General features: G+C 63.3%; 18 protein-coding genes. 4 read left to right on the top strand and 14 right to left on the bottom strand.

Annotated elements, in window-relative coordinates:
• Positions 1–21 precede the first annotated feature (21 nt).
• Positions 22–990 (bottom strand): tyrosine recombinase, encoded by a 969-nt coding sequence (locus tag B8V81_RS19640; RefSeq protein ID WP_052333432.1) that lies wholly within the window; start codon positions 988–990, stop codon positions 22–24.
• 119 nt (positions 991–1109) lie between these two features.
• A complete protein-coding gene (locus B8V81_RS19635; RefSeq protein WP_028599832.1) occupies positions 1110–1343 on the bottom strand; it encodes a DUF4227 family protein in 234 nt (77 codons plus the stop codon).
• A gap of 135 nt (positions 1344–1478) precedes the next feature.
• Here B8V81_RS19635 and B8V81_RS19630 point away from each other — a divergent pair, with 135 nt between their 5' ends.
• Positions 1479–2708 (top strand): S8 family peptidase, encoded by a 1230-nt coding sequence (locus B8V81_RS19630; RefSeq protein ID WP_180968496.1) that lies wholly within the window; start codon positions 1479–1481, stop codon positions 2706–2708.
• Positions 2709–2788: 80 nt separating this feature from the next.
• On the opposite strand, the gene fur is transcribed toward B8V81_RS19630, so the two are convergent.
• The 3 genes from fur to B8V81_RS19615 all read right to left on the bottom strand — a co-directional run bounded on the left by fur (position 2789) and on the right by B8V81_RS19615 (position 4646).
• Entirely contained in the window at positions 2789–3247 is a 459-nt protein-coding gene (gene fur / locus B8V81_RS19625; RefSeq protein ID WP_028599833.1) for a ferric iron uptake transcriptional regulator, read from the bottom strand.
• 86 nt (positions 3248–3333) lie between these two features.
• The gene (gene spoIIM, locus B8V81_RS19620) at positions 3334–3966 is read right to left on the bottom strand and encodes a stage II sporulation protein M (RefSeq protein ID WP_028599834.1); all 633 of its coding nucleotides are present in this window, start codon (positions 3964–3966) and stop codon (positions 3334–3336) included.
• A 98-nt stretch (positions 3967–4064) separates the two neighbouring features.
• Entirely contained in the window at positions 4065–4646 is a 582-nt protein-coding gene (locus tag B8V81_RS19615; protein ID WP_028599835.1) for an NUDIX hydrolase, read from the bottom strand.
• Positions 4647–4730: 84 nt separating this feature from the next.
• On the opposite strand from B8V81_RS19615, the gene mciZ reads away from it, so the two are divergent.
• Positions 4731–4883, top strand: coding sequence for a Z-ring formation inhibitor MciZ (mciZ, locus tag B8V81_RS19610; protein ID WP_084137432.1), 153 nt, complete (start codon positions 4731–4733; stop codon positions 4881–4883).
• A 133-nt stretch (positions 4884–5016) separates the two neighbouring features.
• Here mciZ and B8V81_RS19605 read toward each other — a convergent pair whose 3' ends face one another.
• The 6 genes from B8V81_RS19605 to lpdA form a co-directional block, all read right to left on the bottom strand.
• Positions 5017–6144, bottom strand: a complete 1128-nt coding sequence (locus tag B8V81_RS19605) for a M20/M25/M40 family metallo-hydrolase (protein WP_101809015.1) — start codon at positions 6142–6144, stop codon at positions 5017–5019.
• 355 nt (positions 6145–6499) lie between these two features.
• Positions 6500–7186 (bottom strand): lipoyl(octanoyl) transferase LipB, encoded by a 687-nt coding sequence (lipB, locus tag B8V81_RS19600; protein ID WP_043111595.1) that lies wholly within the window; start codon positions 7184–7186, stop codon positions 6500–6502.
• 49 nt (positions 7187–7235) lie between these two features.
• Positions 7236–8627: a dihydrolipoamide acetyltransferase family protein gene (locus tag B8V81_RS19595; protein WP_101809014.1), complete on the bottom strand. Its 1392-nt coding sequence runs from the start codon at positions 8625–8627 to the stop codon at positions 7236–7238.
• Positions 8628–8700: 73 nt separating this feature from the next.
• Positions 8701–9684 carry an alpha-ketoacid dehydrogenase subunit beta gene (locus B8V81_RS19590; RefSeq protein WP_028599839.1) on the bottom strand — a complete coding sequence of 328 codons (984 nt, stop codon included), beginning with the start codon at positions 9682–9684 and terminating at the stop codon, positions 8701–8703.
• Between the two features lies 1 nt (position 9685).
• Complete coding sequence (locus B8V81_RS19585) at positions 9686–10708, bottom strand: thiamine pyrophosphate-dependent dehydrogenase E1 component subunit alpha (RefSeq protein ID WP_101809013.1); 1023 nt, start codon at positions 10706–10708, stop codon at positions 9686–9688.
• Between the two features lie 158 nt (positions 10709–10866).
• Positions 10867–12294 carry a dihydrolipoyl dehydrogenase gene (gene lpdA / locus B8V81_RS19580; protein WP_101809012.1) on the bottom strand — a complete coding sequence of 476 codons (1428 nt, stop codon included), beginning with the start codon at positions 12292–12294 and terminating at the stop codon, positions 10867–10869.
• A gap of 219 nt (positions 12295–12513) precedes the next feature.
• Between lpdA and B8V81_RS19575 the strand changes: the two genes are divergently transcribed.
• Both B8V81_RS19575 and B8V81_RS19570 read left to right on the top strand, forming a co-directional pair.
• Positions 12514–12798 (top strand): DUF2627 domain-containing protein, encoded by a 285-nt coding sequence (locus B8V81_RS19575; protein ID WP_028599842.1) that lies wholly within the window; start codon positions 12514–12516, stop codon positions 12796–12798.
• Positions 12799–12879: 81 nt separating this feature from the next.
• A complete protein-coding gene (locus B8V81_RS19570) occupies positions 12880–13182 on the top strand; it encodes a hypothetical protein (RefSeq protein WP_084137433.1) in 303 nt (100 codons plus the stop codon).
• Between the two features lie 73 nt (positions 13183–13255).
• On the opposite strand, the gene spo0A is transcribed toward B8V81_RS19570, so the two are convergent.
• The 3 genes from spo0A to recN all read right to left on the bottom strand — a co-directional run bounded on the left by spo0A (position 13256) and on the right by recN (position 17416).
• Positions 13256–14077 carry a sporulation transcription factor Spo0A gene (gene spo0A, locus B8V81_RS19565; protein WP_101809011.1) on the bottom strand — a complete coding sequence of 274 codons (822 nt, stop codon included), beginning with the start codon at positions 14075–14077 and terminating at the stop codon, positions 13256–13258.
• Positions 14078–14273: 196 nt separating this feature from the next.
• Positions 14274–15599 (bottom strand): SpoIVB peptidase, encoded by a 1326-nt coding sequence (spoIVB, locus tag B8V81_RS19560; RefSeq protein ID WP_028599844.1) that lies wholly within the window; start codon positions 15597–15599, stop codon positions 14274–14276.
• A gap of 116 nt (positions 15600–15715) precedes the next feature.
• Positions 15716–17416, bottom strand: a complete 1701-nt coding sequence (recN, locus tag B8V81_RS19555; RefSeq protein WP_028599845.1) for a DNA repair protein RecN — start codon at positions 17414–17416, stop codon at positions 15716–15718.
• Positions 17417–17438: the final 22 nt, after the last annotated feature.

Genomic DNA, 17438 nt, shown 5'->3' with positions numbered 1-17438 from the left:
CGTCGTTGGCTTGCTTGTTCGTCATTCGCGCTCCGGATCGAGGACGCGGGTGCCGAAGCCCGCGCGCGGGTGGGACCGCTCATAGACGTCCTTGACCCGCGGCCGGTCTCCGAGCGCGTAGCGCTCCGTGGATACGATGCCCTCGTGGCCCATCATTTCCTGCACGGCGCGCAGGTCGGCTCCCCGCTCCAGCATATGGGCGGCGAACGACGTGCGCAGCGTATGCGGCGTGATCGCCCCGCCGTCCTCGATGCCGGAGCTGCGGGCATGCTTTTTGATCGTCTTCCAAAAGCCTTGGCGCGACAGCGGCTCGCCGGAGACGTTCAGGAACAGCTCCTCCGGCTCCGCCGCCCCCATGCGGGCCGCCGCGCCTCCGATCCGCTGCTCGAGCAGCGCCGGCCGGCCTTCGCGCAAATAAAGGCCGATCCAGCCCGCGGCGATTTGGCCGAGCGGCACGATGCGCTCTTTTTTGCGGGGGGAGCACACTCGGACGTACCCGAGTCCGGGCTGGGGGTCGGACGCTTTCATCGCGAGCAGCTCGGAGACGCGGATGCCGGAGCCGTACAGCAGCTCCAGCATCGCCTTGTCGCGAAGGCCGGCCGGGCTGTCCGTCGCCGGAGCGTTCATCAGCTGCTCGACCTGGTCGAGCGTGAGGGCGACGGGCTTCGCCAGCTCGCGGCGCGGCAGCTCCACATGCATCGAGGGATCGCGTTCCGTATAGCCGACGCGGGTCAAAAACCGGTAAAACGAGCGCAGCGAGGCGAGCCGGCGGCTGACCGTCGCGCTGCGCGCCCCGTCGTCCCGGCATGCCTGCAAATACTTGGCCAGATGATGGCGGGTGACGGCGCCGATGGCGCCGATGCCCTGCCGCTCCATCCAGGCGATCGCATGCTCGAGGTCGCGCTTGTAGGCGTCGTAGGTCGCCGGCGCGACGCGGCGCCCGTTTTCCAGCTCGTCCAGCCAGGCGTACAGGCATTGGCTCAGCTCCATGCAATCGTCCCCCTCGCTCAAAGTATAGTCGCTCCGAGCACGTTCGGCAAACGCATGCGCAAGCGGCCCGGACGCTTCGTCCGGACCGCTTGCTGCAGGCGTCTGGGAGCGCTCGCCGCCTACTCTCCGTTGTAATAGAACCAGCGCAGCCGGTCGGCGATCGTGCCGCCTTCGGGCGGAGCCTCATGCGGCTCGAACACCTTGAGCGCCTGCCCTCGCGGCGGCGCGTACGGATCGAGCGGGCGGACCCAGCTGTCCGCCAGCCGGAAGCCTTCGTAAACGGCAGCCGTCAGGCAGGCGAACAGCAGCGCGAAGACGAGCCTCGACAACCATCTGCGTACGGAAACGATCATGGCCGGCCCTCCTTCGGTTGCTCTTCCAGCCTATGCGGCGGACGAGCGGAGTATGTCCGCTCCGCCCGGCCGGGGGATCCGCCCGATCCTCTCCGGCTCCGATCCCATACGTTAACGGAAAGGAGGGAATCGAACGTGAAGAAGAACTCGATTGGAAGCTGCCTGCGCGCCTGCGCCTGCAGCGGGCCGGGGCGGCATGCGGCGAGGCGCATCGTCGTGCTGCGGAGCCGCCGCGCTTATGAAGAGGCGGTCCGGGAGCTTGCTCGCGCCGGCATCAAGCCGCTGCGCGCCTGGAAATCCAGCCGCATCCTCTGCCTGCGCCTCGACCGGCGGGTCTCCTGGCGGGAGCTGCGCCGCCATCCCGAGCTGCGCAGCCTCGAGAAGGATGCCGTCGTGCGCGCGCTCGGCTCCGGCGGCTGCGCCCGCTGCGGCAGCGGCGGGAGGCTCGTCAGGCCGCTCCGCCGCGGCAAAAGCTGTCGCGGGAAAGGCCATCCATGCGGCAAGCTGCCGTGGAACATCCGCCGCGTCGAGGCGCCTGCGGTCTGGAGGCGCACGCTCGGAAGCGGAGTCCGCCTCGCCGTCATCGACACCGGCGTCGGGCCGCATCCGGATCTGTGCGTGGCCGGCGGCGTCAACGTCAGCGGCGGCAAGTCCAAGTCCTACCGCGACGACAACGGGCACGGCACGCATGTCGCCGGCATCGCCGCCGGACGCGGCAGCGGCGGCGGTCCGCTCGGCGTCGCGCCGGGAGCCTCGCTCTATGCCGTCAAGGCGCTCGACGCCGACGGCTTCGGCAGCCTCAGCAGCATCCTCGACGCGATCGAATGGTGTATCCGCCAGCGAATGGACGTCGTCAACATGAGCCTCGGACTGCCTCCCGGCTCTCGCAGCGCCGCGCTGCGGCGGGTCGTGCGCCGGGCGCGCAAGTCCGGCCTCGTGCTGGTCGCCGCCGCCGGCAACGCAGGCGTGCGCAGCGGCGGCATCGACGTGCCGGCCTCCTATCCGGAGACGATCGCCGTCGCCGCCTCCGACCGCCGGAACCGCATCGCGCCGTTCAGCAGCCGCGGCAAAGGCATCGACCTGACCGCTCCCGGCGACGAGATCTGCTCCTGCTGGCTGAACGGAGGCTACGAGATCGACTCCGGCACGAGCATGAGCGCGCCCCATGTCGCCGGCGGAGCGGCGCTGCTGCTCGCCGCCAATCCCGGCCTGCCGTCCGCGGCGGTCGCGCCCGTGCTGAAGCGATGGGCGAAGCCGCTTGCCGGCGCTTCGCGCCGCGCTCAAGGCGCCGGCCTGCTGCAGCTGGGGCGGATCGGCTCGGTCTTTTATCCCGGGACCCATCCGTTCCTGCGCCGCAGGCGCTGACAACGCCTATGGCCTCTGAACGATCAAACAGCTCCGGCATTCATCGCCCGCTGCTTGCAGGAGCGATGAATTCGGAGCTGTCAGGGTTTCTTGGAATCGTTGGTTTCTCTGCAGCGTCTGCAGATGCCTTGGAAATCAAGGCGGTGGTCCAGCACGGCAAAGCCGTATTCGGCCTCCAGCCGTTCTTCGAGCGGACCGAGCCAGTCATCCTTGATCTCCTCCATCGATCCGCATTGGACGCAGATCAGATGGTGATGATGATGCTTGCTGTTGTCCGTCCTCAGGTCATAGCGGGCGACGCCGTCGCCGAAATTCATCTTCTCTACGACATGCAGCTCGCTGAGAAGCTCCAGCGTGCGGTACACGGTGGCCAAGCCGATCTCGGGAGCCTTGTCCTTGACGAGCATGAACACGTCCTCGGCGCTCAGGTGATCGTCCTCGTTCTCGAGGAGAACGCGCACGGTCGCTTCGCGCTGCGGGGTCAACTTGTAGCCCTGCGACTGGAGCTGCTGCTTGATGGAATCGATCCGGGCTTCCATGACTTCCCCCCTGCCACAAGAAAGCCGGCTAGCCGCCGGCACTTATGACTCTATTATAGTTGCTAGAGGAACGGGAAGTCAATGATTCAGCCCGGGACGAGCCACTGCGCGGCCCATGCCATCAGCGGCGGAGACAGCCAAGCCTCCGCCGCAGCAGCGGCCGCCAGCAGCAGCGCCGCAGCGGCGGCCGTGCCCGAAAGGGACGCCGCGGCAGGCAGCAGCGGCCCTTGGCGGCGCATCAGCCGGAAGCGGACCAGATGCAGGGCGAACGCGGCGGCCGCCGCGCTGGCGGCGAGATAAGCCGGCAGCGCGAGCAGGTTGGACGGCGCGACAGCGACGAGCGAAAAGGCGACGCCCCGCCCGCCGTGCTGGATCGCCAGCGTCGCGACGGCGAAGCCGACGAGCACGCCTTTGAGGAAGTCGAGCGCGGCGAGCAGCGGCAGGCCGATGACCGAGACGCCGAGCAGGACGATCAGCAGCAGCCATCGCCCGTGCAGCCAGTAGACGGTCCAGAACGAAGACGCTCCCTGCGGAACGCCCTCCGTCGAGAGCTTCAGCAGGAACCGGCTCAAGTCGGCCGCGAGCAGATTCCGCTGCTCCTCGCCGAGGCTGCCGGCGAGCAGCGCGCCGCAGACGATGCCCGCCGCGCACAGGAACGCCGCGGCGGCGAACAGCAGCCGCTCTTCCTTGGTCCTTCCCATGCCTCCGCCTGCCCGCATCGTCCGTCCCTCCTCGGCCGCCGTGTTGTCCACATGCTAGCCTATGCGCGGACAGGCCGGTTCATGAACGGAGGCGGCACGAGGCGCCCTGCCGAAGCTCAGCCGCGAAGGCCGATCCGGCCGGTCAGCTCGGACAGCCTCCACAAATAGACGGCCATCAGCGTCTTGGCGTCGCCGATGAGGCCTTGCTCGATATACGACAGCGCCTGCTCCATCGTCAGCGCCTCGACATGCAGGTCCTCGTCCTCGTCCGGGGAGCTCGCCCCGTGCTCGAGCCCTTCGGCGACGTACAGGTACAGCTTTTCGTCGGCGAAGCCGGGCGACGTGTAGAAGGCGTCGACGAGCCTCATGCTCGACGCGCTCACGCCCGTCTCCTCCTTCAGCTCGCGCGCCGCGCAGACCGCCGGGTCCTCGCCGGGATCGAGCTTGCCGGCGGGAATCTCGACCTGGTACTTGTCCATCGGCTTGCGGTACTGGCCGACGGTCAGCAGCTTGCCGTCCACGATGCAGATGACCGCCGCCGCTCCGGGATGGCGGACGATCTCGCGCGAGGCGGTCGCGCCGCTCGGCAAGCGCACCTGGTCGACCTGCAGCGTGATGATCTTCCCGGAATATTTCATTTCGCTCGACAGCGTCACTTCCGCTCCCGGCCGTCCGTCCGTCTGGCTACGCTCGTTCATGCGCTTCTTCCTCCCTTGATGGCATAGCTTGTCCGCTTCCTGCATATCGTGAAGGCATAACGATCCGGAAGGCGGAATGTCGTCATGAAAATGTATATCGGCGAAAAAGAGCTGAGGCTCGTCGGAAAAGCATGGGAAATCCGCCATACGCTGCGAAGGCTTGCGCGCGAGGCGGGAGCAGGCGCCCCTCTGCGGCAGGCAGCCGGCCCTGCGGGCAAAAAAGGCGCCCGGCGCTAGGCGCGGCCTGCTCGGCGCGCATGCAGGCAGGCGCGGCCTGCTTGGCCCGCCGGCAGGCGGGCCGCTTGCCGTGCCGTCGCTCGCGGCAAGAGCGTTCGGTCCGCCTGCCATTTCGGGACGGACCCGGCCCTCGCTAGCGGCTGGCCGCGCGCTCGATGATCGCTTTCACCAGCTCGGCGGTACGGACGAGATCGTCCGCCTTGAGCTGCTCCTTGGTCGTATGGATATGCTCGTAGCCGATCGCCAGATTGACCGTCGGCACGCCGAAGCCGTTGAAGATGTTGGCGTCGCTGCCGCCGCCGGAAGGGAATGTGCGCGGCTGCAGGCCGATCGCGCGGATCGCCTCGGCGGCCGCCTGCACGACCGGCGAGTCGTCGCTGTGCTTGTACGACGGATACAGATGCGTCGCCTCCAGCTTCGCGGCGGCGCCGAACTCCGCGGCCGCGGACTCCGCCGCCTGGCGCATCGCCTCGATCTGCCGCTCCAGCTTGGCGCGGTCGGCGCTGCGCGCCTCGGCCAGCAGCAGCGCCGAGTCGCAGACGACGTTCGTCGCGCCGCCGCCCTCGAAGCGGCCGATGTTGGCCGTCGTCTCGTGGTCGATGCGGCCGAGCGGCATGCGCGCGATCGCTTTGGATGCGACCTGGATCGCGCTTATGCCGTCCTCGGGATTGACGCCGGCATGCGCGCTCCGGCCCGTCACCTCGATCCGGATCTTCGCCTGCCCAGGTGCGGACGTCGCGATGCCGCCGATCTCCCCGTTGGAATCGAGCGCGTAGCCGAACTCGGCGCGCAGCTTCGAGCGGTCGAGCGCCCTCGCCCCCGCCAGGCCTGATTCTTCGCCGACGGTGATGACGAACTGCACCTCGCCATGGCGCGCTCCCGTCTCCTTCAGCACGCGCAGCGCCTCCAGCATCGCGGCCAGCCCGGCTTTGTCGTCGCTGCCGAGAATCGTCGTGCCGTCGCTGCGCAGGTAGCCGTCGCCGTCGAGCCGCGGCTGGATGCCTTTTCCTGGACGGACCGTATCCATATGCGAGGTGAAAAAGATCGTCGGTCCAAAGACGCCTTCCGAGGCCGGCAGCGTGACGAACAGATTGTTCGCGCCGTGACCGGTCGCCTGCGCCGCCTCGTCCTCCTCGACCGTCAGTCCGAATGCTCCGAACTTCGCTTTCAGCACCTCGCTGATCGCCGCCTCGTCGCCCGTCTCGCTGTCGACGCGCACCAGCTCCATGAACTCCTCGATCAGCCGTTCGCGCTGGATCATTGTGTTTTCCGCCTTTCCGGCTCCGCCCGCAGGCTGGCCGCTGCTTGGTCTTCCGCCTTGCCGAAGCCGCCTCGGGAGGCTTGGCTTTTCGCGGAGGTTTTCGGTACAATAGAGAGGTGAAGCTGACTCGCCTCGCCGGAGCCGCAGGCGACCTTCGGAAGGAGTAGATCTCATTGAATCCGCAAGGACGAGCCATCAAGATCGTCATCTACGTCGTGCTGATCACCTTGCTGGTGACGACCGTCGTATCGAGCATCGGTCTGCTGTTTTAAGAAAGGACGGGACTTTCGGCGCGCCGCGCCGCGAGTCCCGTCTTTTTTTTCAGCGGCCAGTCCGGACGGCCAACCCTGGACGGTCAGCCCGGACGGAAGCCGAAGCGCCGCATGAAATGCGGCAGAATTTCCCGGGCCGCCCGCTCCGGCTCCATCGCCTGGCCGGTCAGATCCTCGAACGAGGTGACGCCGAACTGCTGGATGCCGCATGGAACGATGCCGGCGAAGCCTTCCTCGCCGATCCCCGCCTTGAGGTTCAGCGCGAAGCCGTGGCTCGTCACGAAGCCGCGGCGGGTCCGCGAGCGGTTGAACTTGATGCCGATCGCGGCGATCTTCCGGTCCCCGACCCAGACGCCGGTGAATTCCGGCTTGCGCCCGCCCTCGATGCCGTAGCCGGCCAGCCAGTCGATCAGCACCTGCTCGAGCTCGCGCAGGAAGCCGTGCAGGTCGAGCCCTTTGGCGTCCAGCCGGATCAGCGGATAGCCGACGAGCTGCCCCGGACCGTGATAGGTGATGTCGCCGCCGCGGTCGATCTCGTAGACCGAGATGCCGCGCGCGCTCAGCTCCTCCGAGTCGAGCAGCAGATGCTCCGGGTGGCGGTCCGTGCCGAGCGTGTAGGTCGGAGGATGCTGAAGAAGGAGCAGCGTCTCCACGCGCTCCTCCCGGTCGATCTCCCCTACGAATTCCTTTTGCAGCTCCCAGGCCTCTCCGTAATCGATGAAGTCGATGTATCGCGCGGCCAGCGGCCGCGCTTCATGATTCGCGTCCATCCGCGGTTCCTCCTGCTCCTGTTGTCGTTGTCGTAGGTGCTTTTTAGGCTCAGTACAGATGCGTTTCCGAATTGAAGCTCTCCAGATTCTCCTTGACGCGCTGCAGGAAGCGCCCGCAAATGACGCCGTCGAGGATGCGGTGGTCGAGCGACAGGCAGATGTTGGCCATCGAGCGCACGGCCAGCATGTCGTTGATGACGACCGGCCGCTTCACGATCGACTCGAACGTGATGATCGCCGCCTGCGGGTAGTTGATGATCGGCTGCGTCAGGATCGCTCCGAACGAGCCGGTGTTGTTGACGGTGAACGTGCCGCCCTGCACGTCGTCGAGCTTCAGCTTGCCCTCGCGCGTCTTGCGGGCGAGCATCTCGATCTCATGCGCCAGGCCGGCGATGTTTTTCTGGTCGGCGTTTTTGATGACCGGGGTGACGACCGAGTCCTCCGTGCCGACCGACAGCGAGATGTTGATGTCGCGCTTGACGATGATCTTGTCGACCGCCCAGACCGAGTTGATGATCGGGAAGTCCTTGATCGCATTGACGACCGCCTTGATGAAAAAGGCCAGGTACGTCAGGTTCGTGCCCTCGCGCTTGCGGAAGTCGTCCTTGAGCTTGCCGCGGAGCACGACGAGGTTGGTTACGTCGACCTCGATCATCATCCAGCCATGCGGAATTTCCGTCACGCTCTGGCGCATGCGCGAGGCGATCGTGTTGCGGACCGGCGTGACGTCGATGAACGTCTCCCCGCGCCCTGGAATCGCCTGGCCTTCGATCTCTACGGACGGGATGCGCGGCGTCTCGGTCAAATGCAGCCCGGTGGAGCGCACCGGACCTCTCGCCTCGACGATCCGGTCGCCGGCGCCCGGCTGCGGCGCCGCGGCAGGAGCGGCGGATGCCGCCTGCGCCGCTTGCGGAGCCGGCGTCTGAGACGCGGCCGGACGGCCGCCCGCTGCGGCATAGGCCAGGATGTCCTTGCGCGTCACGCGGCCTCCCGCGCCCGTGCCGGGTACGGCGGACGGGTCGATGCCATGCTCGGCGGACAGCTGGAGCACGGCCGGGGAATAGCGGCCGCGCATGCCCTCGGCGGCCGCGGGACGGCCCGCAGGCGTTCCCGCCGAGGCGGGCGCGGCTGCTGCGCGCTCTCCGCTCGCTGCCGGAGGCTGCGCCGCCGGCACAGCCGGCTCGCCGGCCGCCTCCGACTCGATCAGGCAGATCGGCGTGCCGACCTCGACCGTCTCGCCGGCGCCGACGAGCAGCTTGACCAGCGTGCCTTCAATCGTCGACGGAATTTCGGCGCCGACTTTTTCGGTGATGATTTCGCATAAGGGCTCGTACATGCTTACTTTGTCGCCAGGCTGCTTCAGCCAGCGCTCGATCGTCGCGTTGACGACCGACTCGGCCAGCTGGGGCATGACGATTTCGTGGATCGTTGCTGCTTTCATCGGAATTCGCTCCTTGCCGGGAAGGCCGGTCGCAGGCCCCCGGATCAGTATGCTGGCGGACGGGATCCGCCGATCAGTACAGCGCGAGCTCTCTCATCGCGGCCAGCACCTTGTCCTTGTTCAGCATGAAGAACTTCTCCCCCGGAGGGTTGATCGGCATCGCCGGCACGTCCGGACCGCACAGCCGGCGGATCGGCGCGTCGAGCTCGTAGAGCATCTCCTCGGCGATGATCGCCGATACTTCGGCTCCGATGCCGCCGGTCTTGTTGTCCTCATGGATGATGAGCACCTTGCCCGTGCGGCGCGCGGCGGCCAGGATGCCCTCCTTGTCGAGCGGCTGCAGCGTGCGCAGATCGAGGATGTGGGCGCTGATGCCCTCCTCCTGCAGCTCCTCCGCCGCCTGCAGCGCGAAGTGCAGCGGCAGGCTGTAGCTGATGACCGTAATGTCGTCGCCTTCGCGCAGCACGTTCGACTTGCCGATCTCCACGACATGCTCGCCCTCCGGCACCGGGCCGGTGACGAGGCGGTAGCATTTCTTGTTCTCGAAGAACAGGACCGGATCGGGATCGCGGATCGCCGCCGTCAGCAGCCCCTTGGCGTCGGCCGGCGAATACGGCGCGACGATCTTCAGTCCCGGCGTGCCGAAGAATACCGACTCCGGACACTGCGAGTGGTACAGCCCGCCGAAGATGCCGCCGCCGATCGGCGCGCGGATGACGACCGGACAGCTCCAGTCGTTGTTGGAGCGGTAGCGGATCTTGGCCGCCTCGCTGATGATCTGGTTCGTCGCGGGGAACATGAAGTCGGAATACTGCATCTCGGCGATCGGCTTCATGCCGTACATCGCCGCCCCGATCGCCACGCCGGCGATCGCCGACTCGGACAGCGGGGTATCCATCACCCGCGCCTCGCCGAACTGCTCCTGCAGTCCTTTGGTCGTCGTGAAGACGCCGCCCTTGACGCCGACATCCTCGCCCAGCACGAATACGTCCGGATCGCGCTCCATCTCTTCCTTCATCGCGAGGCGGATCGCCTCGATATAATCCATGACCGGCATGTTAACGTCCTCCTTGCGGCGCATCGCCTTCATACACATGCCAGAGCGTGCTCTCCGGCGTCGGGAACGGAGCCTCGTCCGCGTAGCGCGTCGCCTCGTCCATTTCCTTGCGGATCGCCGCGGCGAGCTCGTCTTCCTGCTCCGCGCTCCAGATGCCGGCTTCCTCCAGGTAGCGCTTGAACGCCGCTACGCCGTCGCGGCCGCGATTTTCCTCGACCTCTTCCTTGGTCCGGTAGGCCAGGTCGTTGTCCGAGGTGGAATGCGGCGACAGCCGGTACATCATCGCTTCGATCAGCGTCGGTCCGCCGCCGGCAAGCGCCCGCTCGCGGGCTTCCTTGACCGCGGCGTATATGGCCAGCGCGTCGTTGCCGTCTACGCGCAGCCCCTCGAAGCCGTAGCCTAGAGCGCGATCCGCGACACGGCCGCCGAGCTGCTTGTGCACCGGCACGGAGATCGCATACTGGTTGTTCTCGCACATGAGGATGACCGGCAGCTTGTGGACGCCCGCGAAGTTGCAGCCTTCATGAAAATCGCCCTGATTGCTCGAGCCCTCGCCGAACGTCACGAAGCTGACCAGCTTCTGCCCCTTCATCTTGGCGGCGAGCGCGATGCCGACCGCATGCGGCACCTGTGTCGTCACGGGAGACGAGCCCGTAACGATGCGCAGCTTCTTGTGGCCGAAATGGCCCGGCATCTGCCGGCCGCCGCTCGTCGGATCCTCCGCCTTGGCGAACACCGAGAGCATCAGCTCGCGCAGCGTCATGCCCACCGACAGCACGAAGCCGTAGTCGCGATAGTACGGGAGGAAATAGTCCTCGTCCCGATCGAGCGCCCACGCGGCCGCGACCTGAGCCGCCTCCTGTCCGATGCCGGAGACGTGGAAGTTGATCTTGCCGGCGCGCTGCAGCAGCAGCACCCGCTCGTCGAACATCCTCGCGCTCCTCATCATCTTGTACATTCCGACGGCTTCCTCGTCGGACAAGCCCAGCTCGCGATGGCGGGAATCCACCTGTTGTCGGCTCATGGAGGAACCTCCTTCATCTCCAGTTTTGATACCTGGTACTAATACTTGATAGCAGTATTATAACGCTCAAGAAGGAAAAAGGGAACCTTTGCCGTCCTCCGGCCGATTCCCTTCGCCTTCGCAGCGGGATGACCGGCCGCTTCGCCGGTCGTCCCTTCTTAGAAGCTCAGCGATTTGCCGAGCGTCGCCAGCATCGCATCGCCGAGCCCCTCCGACAAGCTTGGATGCGGATGGAAGCTCGCTCCGACCTCCCATGGAGCCGCATCGAGGAACTGCGCCAGCGAAGCCTCGGCGATCAGCTCCGTCACATGAGCGCCGACCATATGCACGCCGAGCAGATCCTGCGTGCCGCGGTCGGCGATCACCTTGACGAAGCCGTCCGGATCGCCTTGCACGATCGCCTTGGCGATCGCCGCGAACGGAATCCTGGCCGTGATCGGATCATGGCCCGCGGCGCGCGCCTGCTCCTCCGTATAGCCGACGCTGGCCGTCTCCGGGCGGCTGTAGACGCAGCGCGGAATGCGATGCGGCGCCGCCGGATGCGGAGCGAGTCCGAGCAGATGCTCGACGGCGGCGATGCCTTCATGAGCGGCGGCATGAGCCAGCTGCACCCCGCCGGTGACATCGCCGATCGCATAGATATGCGGCTCAGCGGTCTGCAGCGTCGGCTTCACCTTGATCCAGCCGTCCTGCACGGCGATGTCGGTATTTTCCAGGCCGATGCCCTCTACGTTGGCCTGGCGTCCGATCGAGACGAGAAGCCTCTGCGCCTGCAGCCGCTCCTCCGTCTCTCCCTTGCGGACAGCCACGCTCACTCCGTCGCCGTCCTTGCGCAACGATTCCGGCAGCAGCGCGGCGCCGGTCAGAATACGCACGCCGCGTGCCGCCAGCGCTTTGGAGACGGCCGCGGATACGTCCGAATCCTCTCCCGGCAGCACGCGCGATGCGGCTTCCACGAGCGTCACGCTTACGCCGAAGTCGCTCAGCATCGACGCCCATTCGATGCCGATGACGCCGCCTCCGGCGATCAGCATCGAAGAAGGCAGCGTCTCCATGCGCAAGGCGTCATCGCTCGTCAGCACCTGCTCGCCATCCGCTTCCAATCCCGGCAGCAGCCGCGGCCGGGAGCCGGTCGCGACGATCAGATGACGGGAGACGACGGACTCCATCTCGCCGTCCTCCAGCTCCACGGCCAGCGAGCCGCTTTTTGGCGAGAAGATCGACGGTCCGATGATCCGTCCCCGGCCTCGGATGATTTCGATCCCATGCTTTTTCATGAGCTGTTGCAGCCCTCGATGCAGCTGATCGACCGTTTTTTCCTTGCGCTCTTGCACGCCGGCGAAGTCAAGCTTCACCGCTTCCCGGTCCACTTTGATTCCATATGTATCTGCATGGAGCAAGGTAGCATAGACCTCCGCGCTGCGCAGCAGCGCCTTGCTCGGTATGCATCCTTGATGCAGGCAAGTGCCGCCCAGCTTGGCTTGCTCCACAATCGCGACTTTTTTTCCCTCTTGCGCGGCTCGGATAGCGGCTGTGTAGCCTCCGGGCCCGCCGCCGAGCACGGCGACGTCCACTTGAATTGGCATGCGATCGATCCCTTCCGTTGCATGCGGAACGCTTCCGCATTCGTCATGTCGAGGTGAAGGGGGACATTCCCTTCTCCTCCGAGAACCTATTCTACTCCTTTTCGCCGGAGAAGAACACCGCATGGACAAGCCGGCATTTGTTGAAGTATGATGAAATAAGGCTGTTCCTGCACTTGGCCTCATTTTTCCGCAATCAGGTCGGTTGAAGGAGAGAACGACATGAAAGCAGTCATTTCCAGGTTTGTCGCCATTCTCATTCTGGTCATTCCCGGCATCGTCGCCTGTTTTGGCTTTCTCCAGATGAAAACGGCTACGTTCGACTATTTTGCCGCGTTCGGCAACGACGCCGTCATACCGAAATTCAGCTGGCTGACGTTCATTGTCGGCTTCATTCTGTTCGCGGTCGGCATCGGCTTCATCGGCGGCTGGATTTTCTTCCGCGACCGCAAGCACAATTACGTCGCTCCCCGCTTCAAGAAGAAGCGCCCGAGACCCAACGTTTAGCCCGCCATGGCATTGGCACAAGCAATCTTTCCTTCGGACTCGTACAATGTAGCATCTCACGAAGGAAAGGAGCTTTTCCCAATGTCCTGCCGTCATTCTCATTGCTCTCCCGAAACGGTCGTCGATCCCGTTCAAACCGTATACCGCGATGTGTATCATCCTCAACAAGTCACGGTGGTCCACCCGATCGAGATCGTCACGCGGCATCACTGCGTTCCGGTCCGCTGCGACGTGTACAAATATATTTGTCGCGACGAAAACGTAGGCGGAGTCGAGTCGGTATCTGAAGAAGGGCATAATCACGAAGGTTATGACCGTTCTACGATTTCCCGCAAGAAATCGGCCAAGAAATCCGTCAAATCCCGCGCCCGCTCCCGCAAGTAGCCTGATAAAGAAGACCGTTGCGGCCATCGGCCCAACGGTCTTTTTTTTATTCCCCTCGCCGCGGCATCCCCGCTCAGCTCACCTTATGCTCGATGCGCAGCTTGTCGGCGACCATCGCGATGAATTCCGAGTTGGTCGGCTTGGATTTGCTGATGTTGATCGTATAGCCGAACAGATGGCTGATCGAGTCGATGTTGCCGCGCGTCCAGGCGACCTCGATCGCGTGGCGGATCGCGCGTTCGACGCGCGATGGCGTCGTTTTGAACTTTTCGGCGATTGCCGGATAAAGCGTTTTGGTGATGGCGCCAAGAATTTCGATGTTGTTGTACACCATCGTAATTGCTTCGCGCAAATACTGGTAGCCTTTGATATGGGCGGGAACGCCGATTTCATGAATGATGCTCGTAATGTTCGCGTCAAGGTTTTTGCCTTTGGCGATCGGAACGACATTCGACTTGATCATCGACGAAGCGGAGGAGAAGGCGCCGGAGCTCGATGTCGCCACAACCGCCTGGTTGCCGACGAGCTGGCGGACGCGATTGGCCAGCATCTCCATGTCGAACGGCTTCAGGATATAGTACGAAGCGCCGAGCTGAACGGCTTTTTGCGTGATGTTCTCTTGACCGAAAGCGGTCAGCATGATGATTTTCGGCATCGGATTGAGCCCGCTTTCACGCAGCTTCTCCAGCACGCCCAGCCCATCGAGATGAGGCATGATGATGTCCAGTATAAGCACGTCGGGGATGCGGTCCGTTTCCTTCAGCAGACGCAGCACTTCTTCGCCGTTATAAGCGATGCCCGTTACTTCCATATCCTCCTGCTCCGTTATGTATTCGGACAGCAGGTTCGTAAATTCACGGTTATCATCGGCCAGCAGTACCTCAATCTTTGGCAAGGTTGGTCCTCCTTCATCACGTTGGGATGGTCTGTTTTTTGCTTGTACTATCGTTTCGACACCCCCAAGGGATTTCCTTCTGTCGAATATTATTTTTCTTTCTTTTTGATTCTCAATTCGGTATAATAATTATTTTACTCCATTTCCCGATCTTATCCGATAAAATTCGATAAAAACCAACAAAGATCTCAAGGCTTTAAGCAGCCTTGAGATCTTTGTTCGCCGTACGAAGAATAATGCCGGCATCATGCAGCATCCACTCGATGAAACAGCCATAACCGGATGAAGGATCGTTGACGAAAACATGCGTCACAGCTCCGATCAGCTTGCCATCCTGCAAAATCGGACTGCCCGACATGCCTTGCACGATGCCTCCGGTTTTCTCCAGAAGCTTCGGATCGGTCACTTTGATGACCATGCCTTTTGTCGCGGGCTGCTTCTGCTTGCTGACGTGGCTGATTTCGACGTTGAACCGTTCGACCTTTTGACCGTTCAGCACCGTGAGGATCTCGGCCGGCCCTTCATGGACTTCCTCCGAAAAAGCGACCGGCACCGCCTCGGCCTGATAGCCGTGACCGGGCTTCTGCTCCATTTTTCCAAAGATGCCGAACGGAGTATTCCGTTCGATATTGCCGAGCACATGGCTTTCGTTGACGAAGGTGGCTCGCTTTTCGCCAGGCTCGCCGTTTTGGCTTTTGTTGATCGACGTTACATTCGACTCCAGGATTTGCCCGTCGCCGACTTCGATCGCCGTGCCCGTATCCAGGTCGGTGATGACATGCCCGAGAGCTCCGTATACGCCTTGATCCGGCGCGTAGAACGTCAGTGTCCCTACGCCTGCGGCGGAATCGCGGATATACAATCCGATCCTCCACGCGCTGTCTTCCTTGTCATAGGAAGGCTTGAGCTTGACGTTCAAAAGCTTCCCGGAACGCTTTACCGTCAGCTTCAGGGGACGGTCGCGGGAGCCTGCAATCTCGGTGTAGCGAGCGATTTCCTTGACTTCCCGCACCTTGCGGCCGTCGATTTCGACGATCAGATCGCCGAGACGGAGGCCGGCTTGCTCGCCGGGCGAGACTTTGGCATCGCCTTTTTCTCCTACAAGATGATGGCCGACGACAAGAACGCCTGCAGACTTGACCTTGACTCCGATCGTTTGTCCGCCGGGGATGACTTTGAGATCAGGGACGACATCGACATGAACGGTCTTGAATGGAATCTTGCCGAACAGCTTCAAAGACAGGACGGCTTGCCCGGTTTGTCGCGGTTCAAGGGATATCGGCTTTTTTAGATCCAGCAACTGGCGATGCTCCGCTTTGCCGTTGACATGAAGGATGGAGGAATCCACCGTCATGTCCGCATGGACAGGCATATGATAGTCCAGCCGTTTCATTTGCCCGGAGAATAAACGCAGTTCATTCGGGAAGGAGGCATAATTTTGGAACGGACTGGAGATGCCGATCATGCAAACGAAGAATACGAGAACTAATCCGAACCACCGCTTGCGCTGGTTGGCGTTCATGATCTCACGCTCCCTGTAGTTCCATCGCTTGACGATTGGTCTCGCCATTTGCGTACCTATAAGGTACCCCCGCCCCCCCGATTTATGTCCATCAAAACCTTCCCTGAAAGCCTGACTCAGGCTCCTTTTTGGCGATCTGCCAGCACAAGCATTTCCTGTGCATGATGCCTCGTCTTGTCCGTCACTTCGACGCCGCCGAGCATCCGCGCCAGCTCCTCGATCCGCTCCCGGTCGGTGAGCTCCTTGACCGAGGTGGAGGTCCGGTCGTGGACGACATGCTTGCTGATCTCATAATGGTAATCGGCCATGCAGGCCACCTGCGGCAGATGCGTAATGGAGAATACCTGGCATTTGCCGGATAATTGCGACAACTTTTCCGCTATCGCTTGAGCGGCGCGTCCGCTGACGCCGGTATCGACCTCGTCGAAGATAAGCACGGGCACCTGATCGATCTCGGCGAAGATGCTCTTGAGCGCAAGCATGATGCGCGACATCTCGCCGCCGGAGGCGATCTTGCTGAGCGGCTTGAGCGGCTCGCCCGGGTTCGGAGCGAGCAGGAATCCGGCTTCGTCGATGCCATGCAGCGTCAGCTTGTAGGATTCCTCCGCAGGCTGGGCGTCCACATGGGCTCTGAACTGCGTACGTCCCATGCCGAGATCCTTGAGCTGGGACTCGACGGAGACGGACAGCAGCTCTCCGGCTTGCTTTCGTCTTGCCGACAGCCGCTCGGCCAGCTCTGCCGCTTCCGCATACGCTTCCTTCAGCGCGGCTTTGAGCTCGCGAATATGATCGTCGCGATTTTCGATCAGGCTCGCTTCATGCTTGATTTTTTTGTAATAGGCCATAATATCCGGCAAGGTGTCCCCATATTTGCGGCGAAGCCCTTTCAGCAGCGTGATCCGGTCCTCGATGCTGGCTAGACGCTCCGGATCGGATTGGATGCCTTCCTGATAGCCGCGGAGCTGATGGACCGCATCCTCCGCTTGGAAATACGCGCCCTTGATCTGCTCCACGAGCGGCTCAAGCAGCGTCGGCTGATAAGGGGCGATCTCCTCCAGCTTGGCGATGGCGGCAGCCATCGACTCCAGCGCCCCGCTGTCATGCAGCAGTCCGTAAGCGCCGGCCGCATGCGACATGATCTTGTCCGCATGCGCCAGCGTCTCCTTCTCTTGCTGGAGCTGCTCCCATTCGTCCTTGCGGAGCGCGGCCGAACGGATCTCCTCCAGCTGGAACTTGTACAGGTCGAGCATCTGCATATTTTGGCGGCTGCCCTCCATCAAGCTCTTCAACGAGGAGCGAAGCTCCCCGTACCGGAAGAACGCCGCTTGGTAAGCCCGCTTCAGCTCCGCCACCTGCTCCCCGGCGAACAGGTCTAGCCATTCCAGATGCTGCTCGGTCCGCAGTAGCGACTGATGCTCGTGCTGTCCATGGACGTTCACGAGGCATTCGCCGATTTCGCGCAGCATCGTCAGGTTGGCGATGGAGCCGTTGATCCGGCATGAGCTCTTGCCCTGAGCGGACAGCTCCCTCCGGACCGTCAGCAGATCCTCGGAGCTGCCTTTAAGCCCGAGCCGCTGCAGCACATGCCAGACCGGATGGGCGGATCCCAGCTCAAAGGAGGCCTCCATCTCCGCTTTGTCGCATCCGTAACGGACCATGTCGGACGATCCCCTCCCGCCGATGAGCAGGATGAGCGCATCGATCAGAATGGATTTTCCGGCGCCGGTCTCCCCAGTCAGCACATGGAAGCCGTCGTGGAAGCCGACGGTCACTTCTTCGATGACGGCAAGATTTCGAATGGACAGTTCGCGAAGCATAAAAACACTCCTTTGATCCGAA

Origin of the sequence: Paenibacillus pasadenensis, assembly GCF_002864175.1 — a bacterium.
GTDB lineage: Bacteria > Bacillota > Bacilli > Paenibacillales > Paenibacillaceae > Paenibacillus_O > Paenibacillus_O pasadenensis.
This window is presented reverse-complemented; position numbering and strand designations above follow the sequence as displayed.

What these genes read in the sequence shown, in the direction of transcription:
- B8V81_RS19640 (WP_052333432.1), bottom strand. Translation starts at nt 990, where the DNA reads ATGGAGCTGAGCCAATGCCTGTACGCCTGGCTGGACGAGCTGGAAAAC.
- B8V81_RS19635 (WP_028599832.1), bottom strand. Translation starts at nt 1,343, where the DNA reads ATGATCGTTTCCGTACGCAGATGGTTGTCGAGGCTCGTCTTCGCGCTG.
- fur (WP_028599833.1), bottom strand. Translation starts at nt 3,247, where the DNA reads ATGGAAGCCCGGATCGATTCCATCAAGCAGCAGCTCCAGTCGCAGGGC.
- spoIIM (WP_028599834.1), bottom strand. Translation starts at nt 3,966, where the DNA reads ATGCGGGCAGGCGGAGGCATGGGAAGGACCAAGGAAGAGCGGCTGCTG.
- B8V81_RS19615 (WP_028599835.1), bottom strand. Translation starts at nt 4,646, where the DNA reads ATGAACGAGCGTAGCCAGACGGACGGACGGCCGGGAGCGGAAGTGACG.
- mciZ (WP_084137432.1), top strand. Translation starts at nt 4,731, where the DNA reads ATGAAAATGTATATCGGCGAAAAAGAGCTGAGGCTCGTCGGAAAAGCA.
- B8V81_RS19605 (WP_101809015.1), bottom strand. Translation starts at nt 6,144, where the DNA reads ATGATCCAGCGCGAACGGCTGATCGAGGAGTTCATGGAGCTGGTGCGC.
- lipB (WP_043111595.1), bottom strand. Translation starts at nt 7,186, where the DNA reads ATGGACGCGAATCATGAAGCGCGGCCGCTGGCCGCGCGATACATCGAC.
- B8V81_RS19595 (WP_101809014.1), bottom strand. Translation starts at nt 8,627, where the DNA reads ATGAAAGCAGCAACGATCCACGAAATCGTCATGCCCCAGCTGGCCGAG.
- B8V81_RS19590 (WP_028599839.1), bottom strand. Translation starts at nt 9,684, where the DNA reads ATGCCGGTCATGGATTATATCGAGGCGATCCGCCTCGCGATGAAGGAA.
- B8V81_RS19585 (WP_101809013.1), bottom strand. Translation starts at nt 10,708, where the DNA reads ATGAGCCGACAACAGGTGGATTCCCGCCATCGCGAGCTGGGCTTGTCC.
- lpdA (WP_101809012.1), bottom strand. Translation starts at nt 12,294, where the DNA reads ATGCCAATTCAAGTGGACGTCGCCGTGCTCGGCGGCGGGCCCGGAGGC.
- B8V81_RS19575 (WP_028599842.1), top strand. Translation starts at nt 12,514, where the DNA reads ATGAAAGCAGTCATTTCCAGGTTTGTCGCCATTCTCATTCTGGTCATT.
- B8V81_RS19570 (WP_084137433.1), top strand. Translation starts at nt 12,880, where the DNA reads ATGTCCTGCCGTCATTCTCATTGCTCTCCCGAAACGGTCGTCGATCCC.
- spoIVB (WP_028599844.1), bottom strand. Translation starts at nt 15,599, where the DNA reads ATGAACGCCAACCAGCGCAAGCGGTGGTTCGGATTAGTTCTCGTATTC.
- recN (WP_028599845.1), bottom strand. Translation starts at nt 17,416, where the DNA reads ATGCTTCGCGAACTGTCCATTCGAAATCTTGCCGTCATCGAAGAAGTG.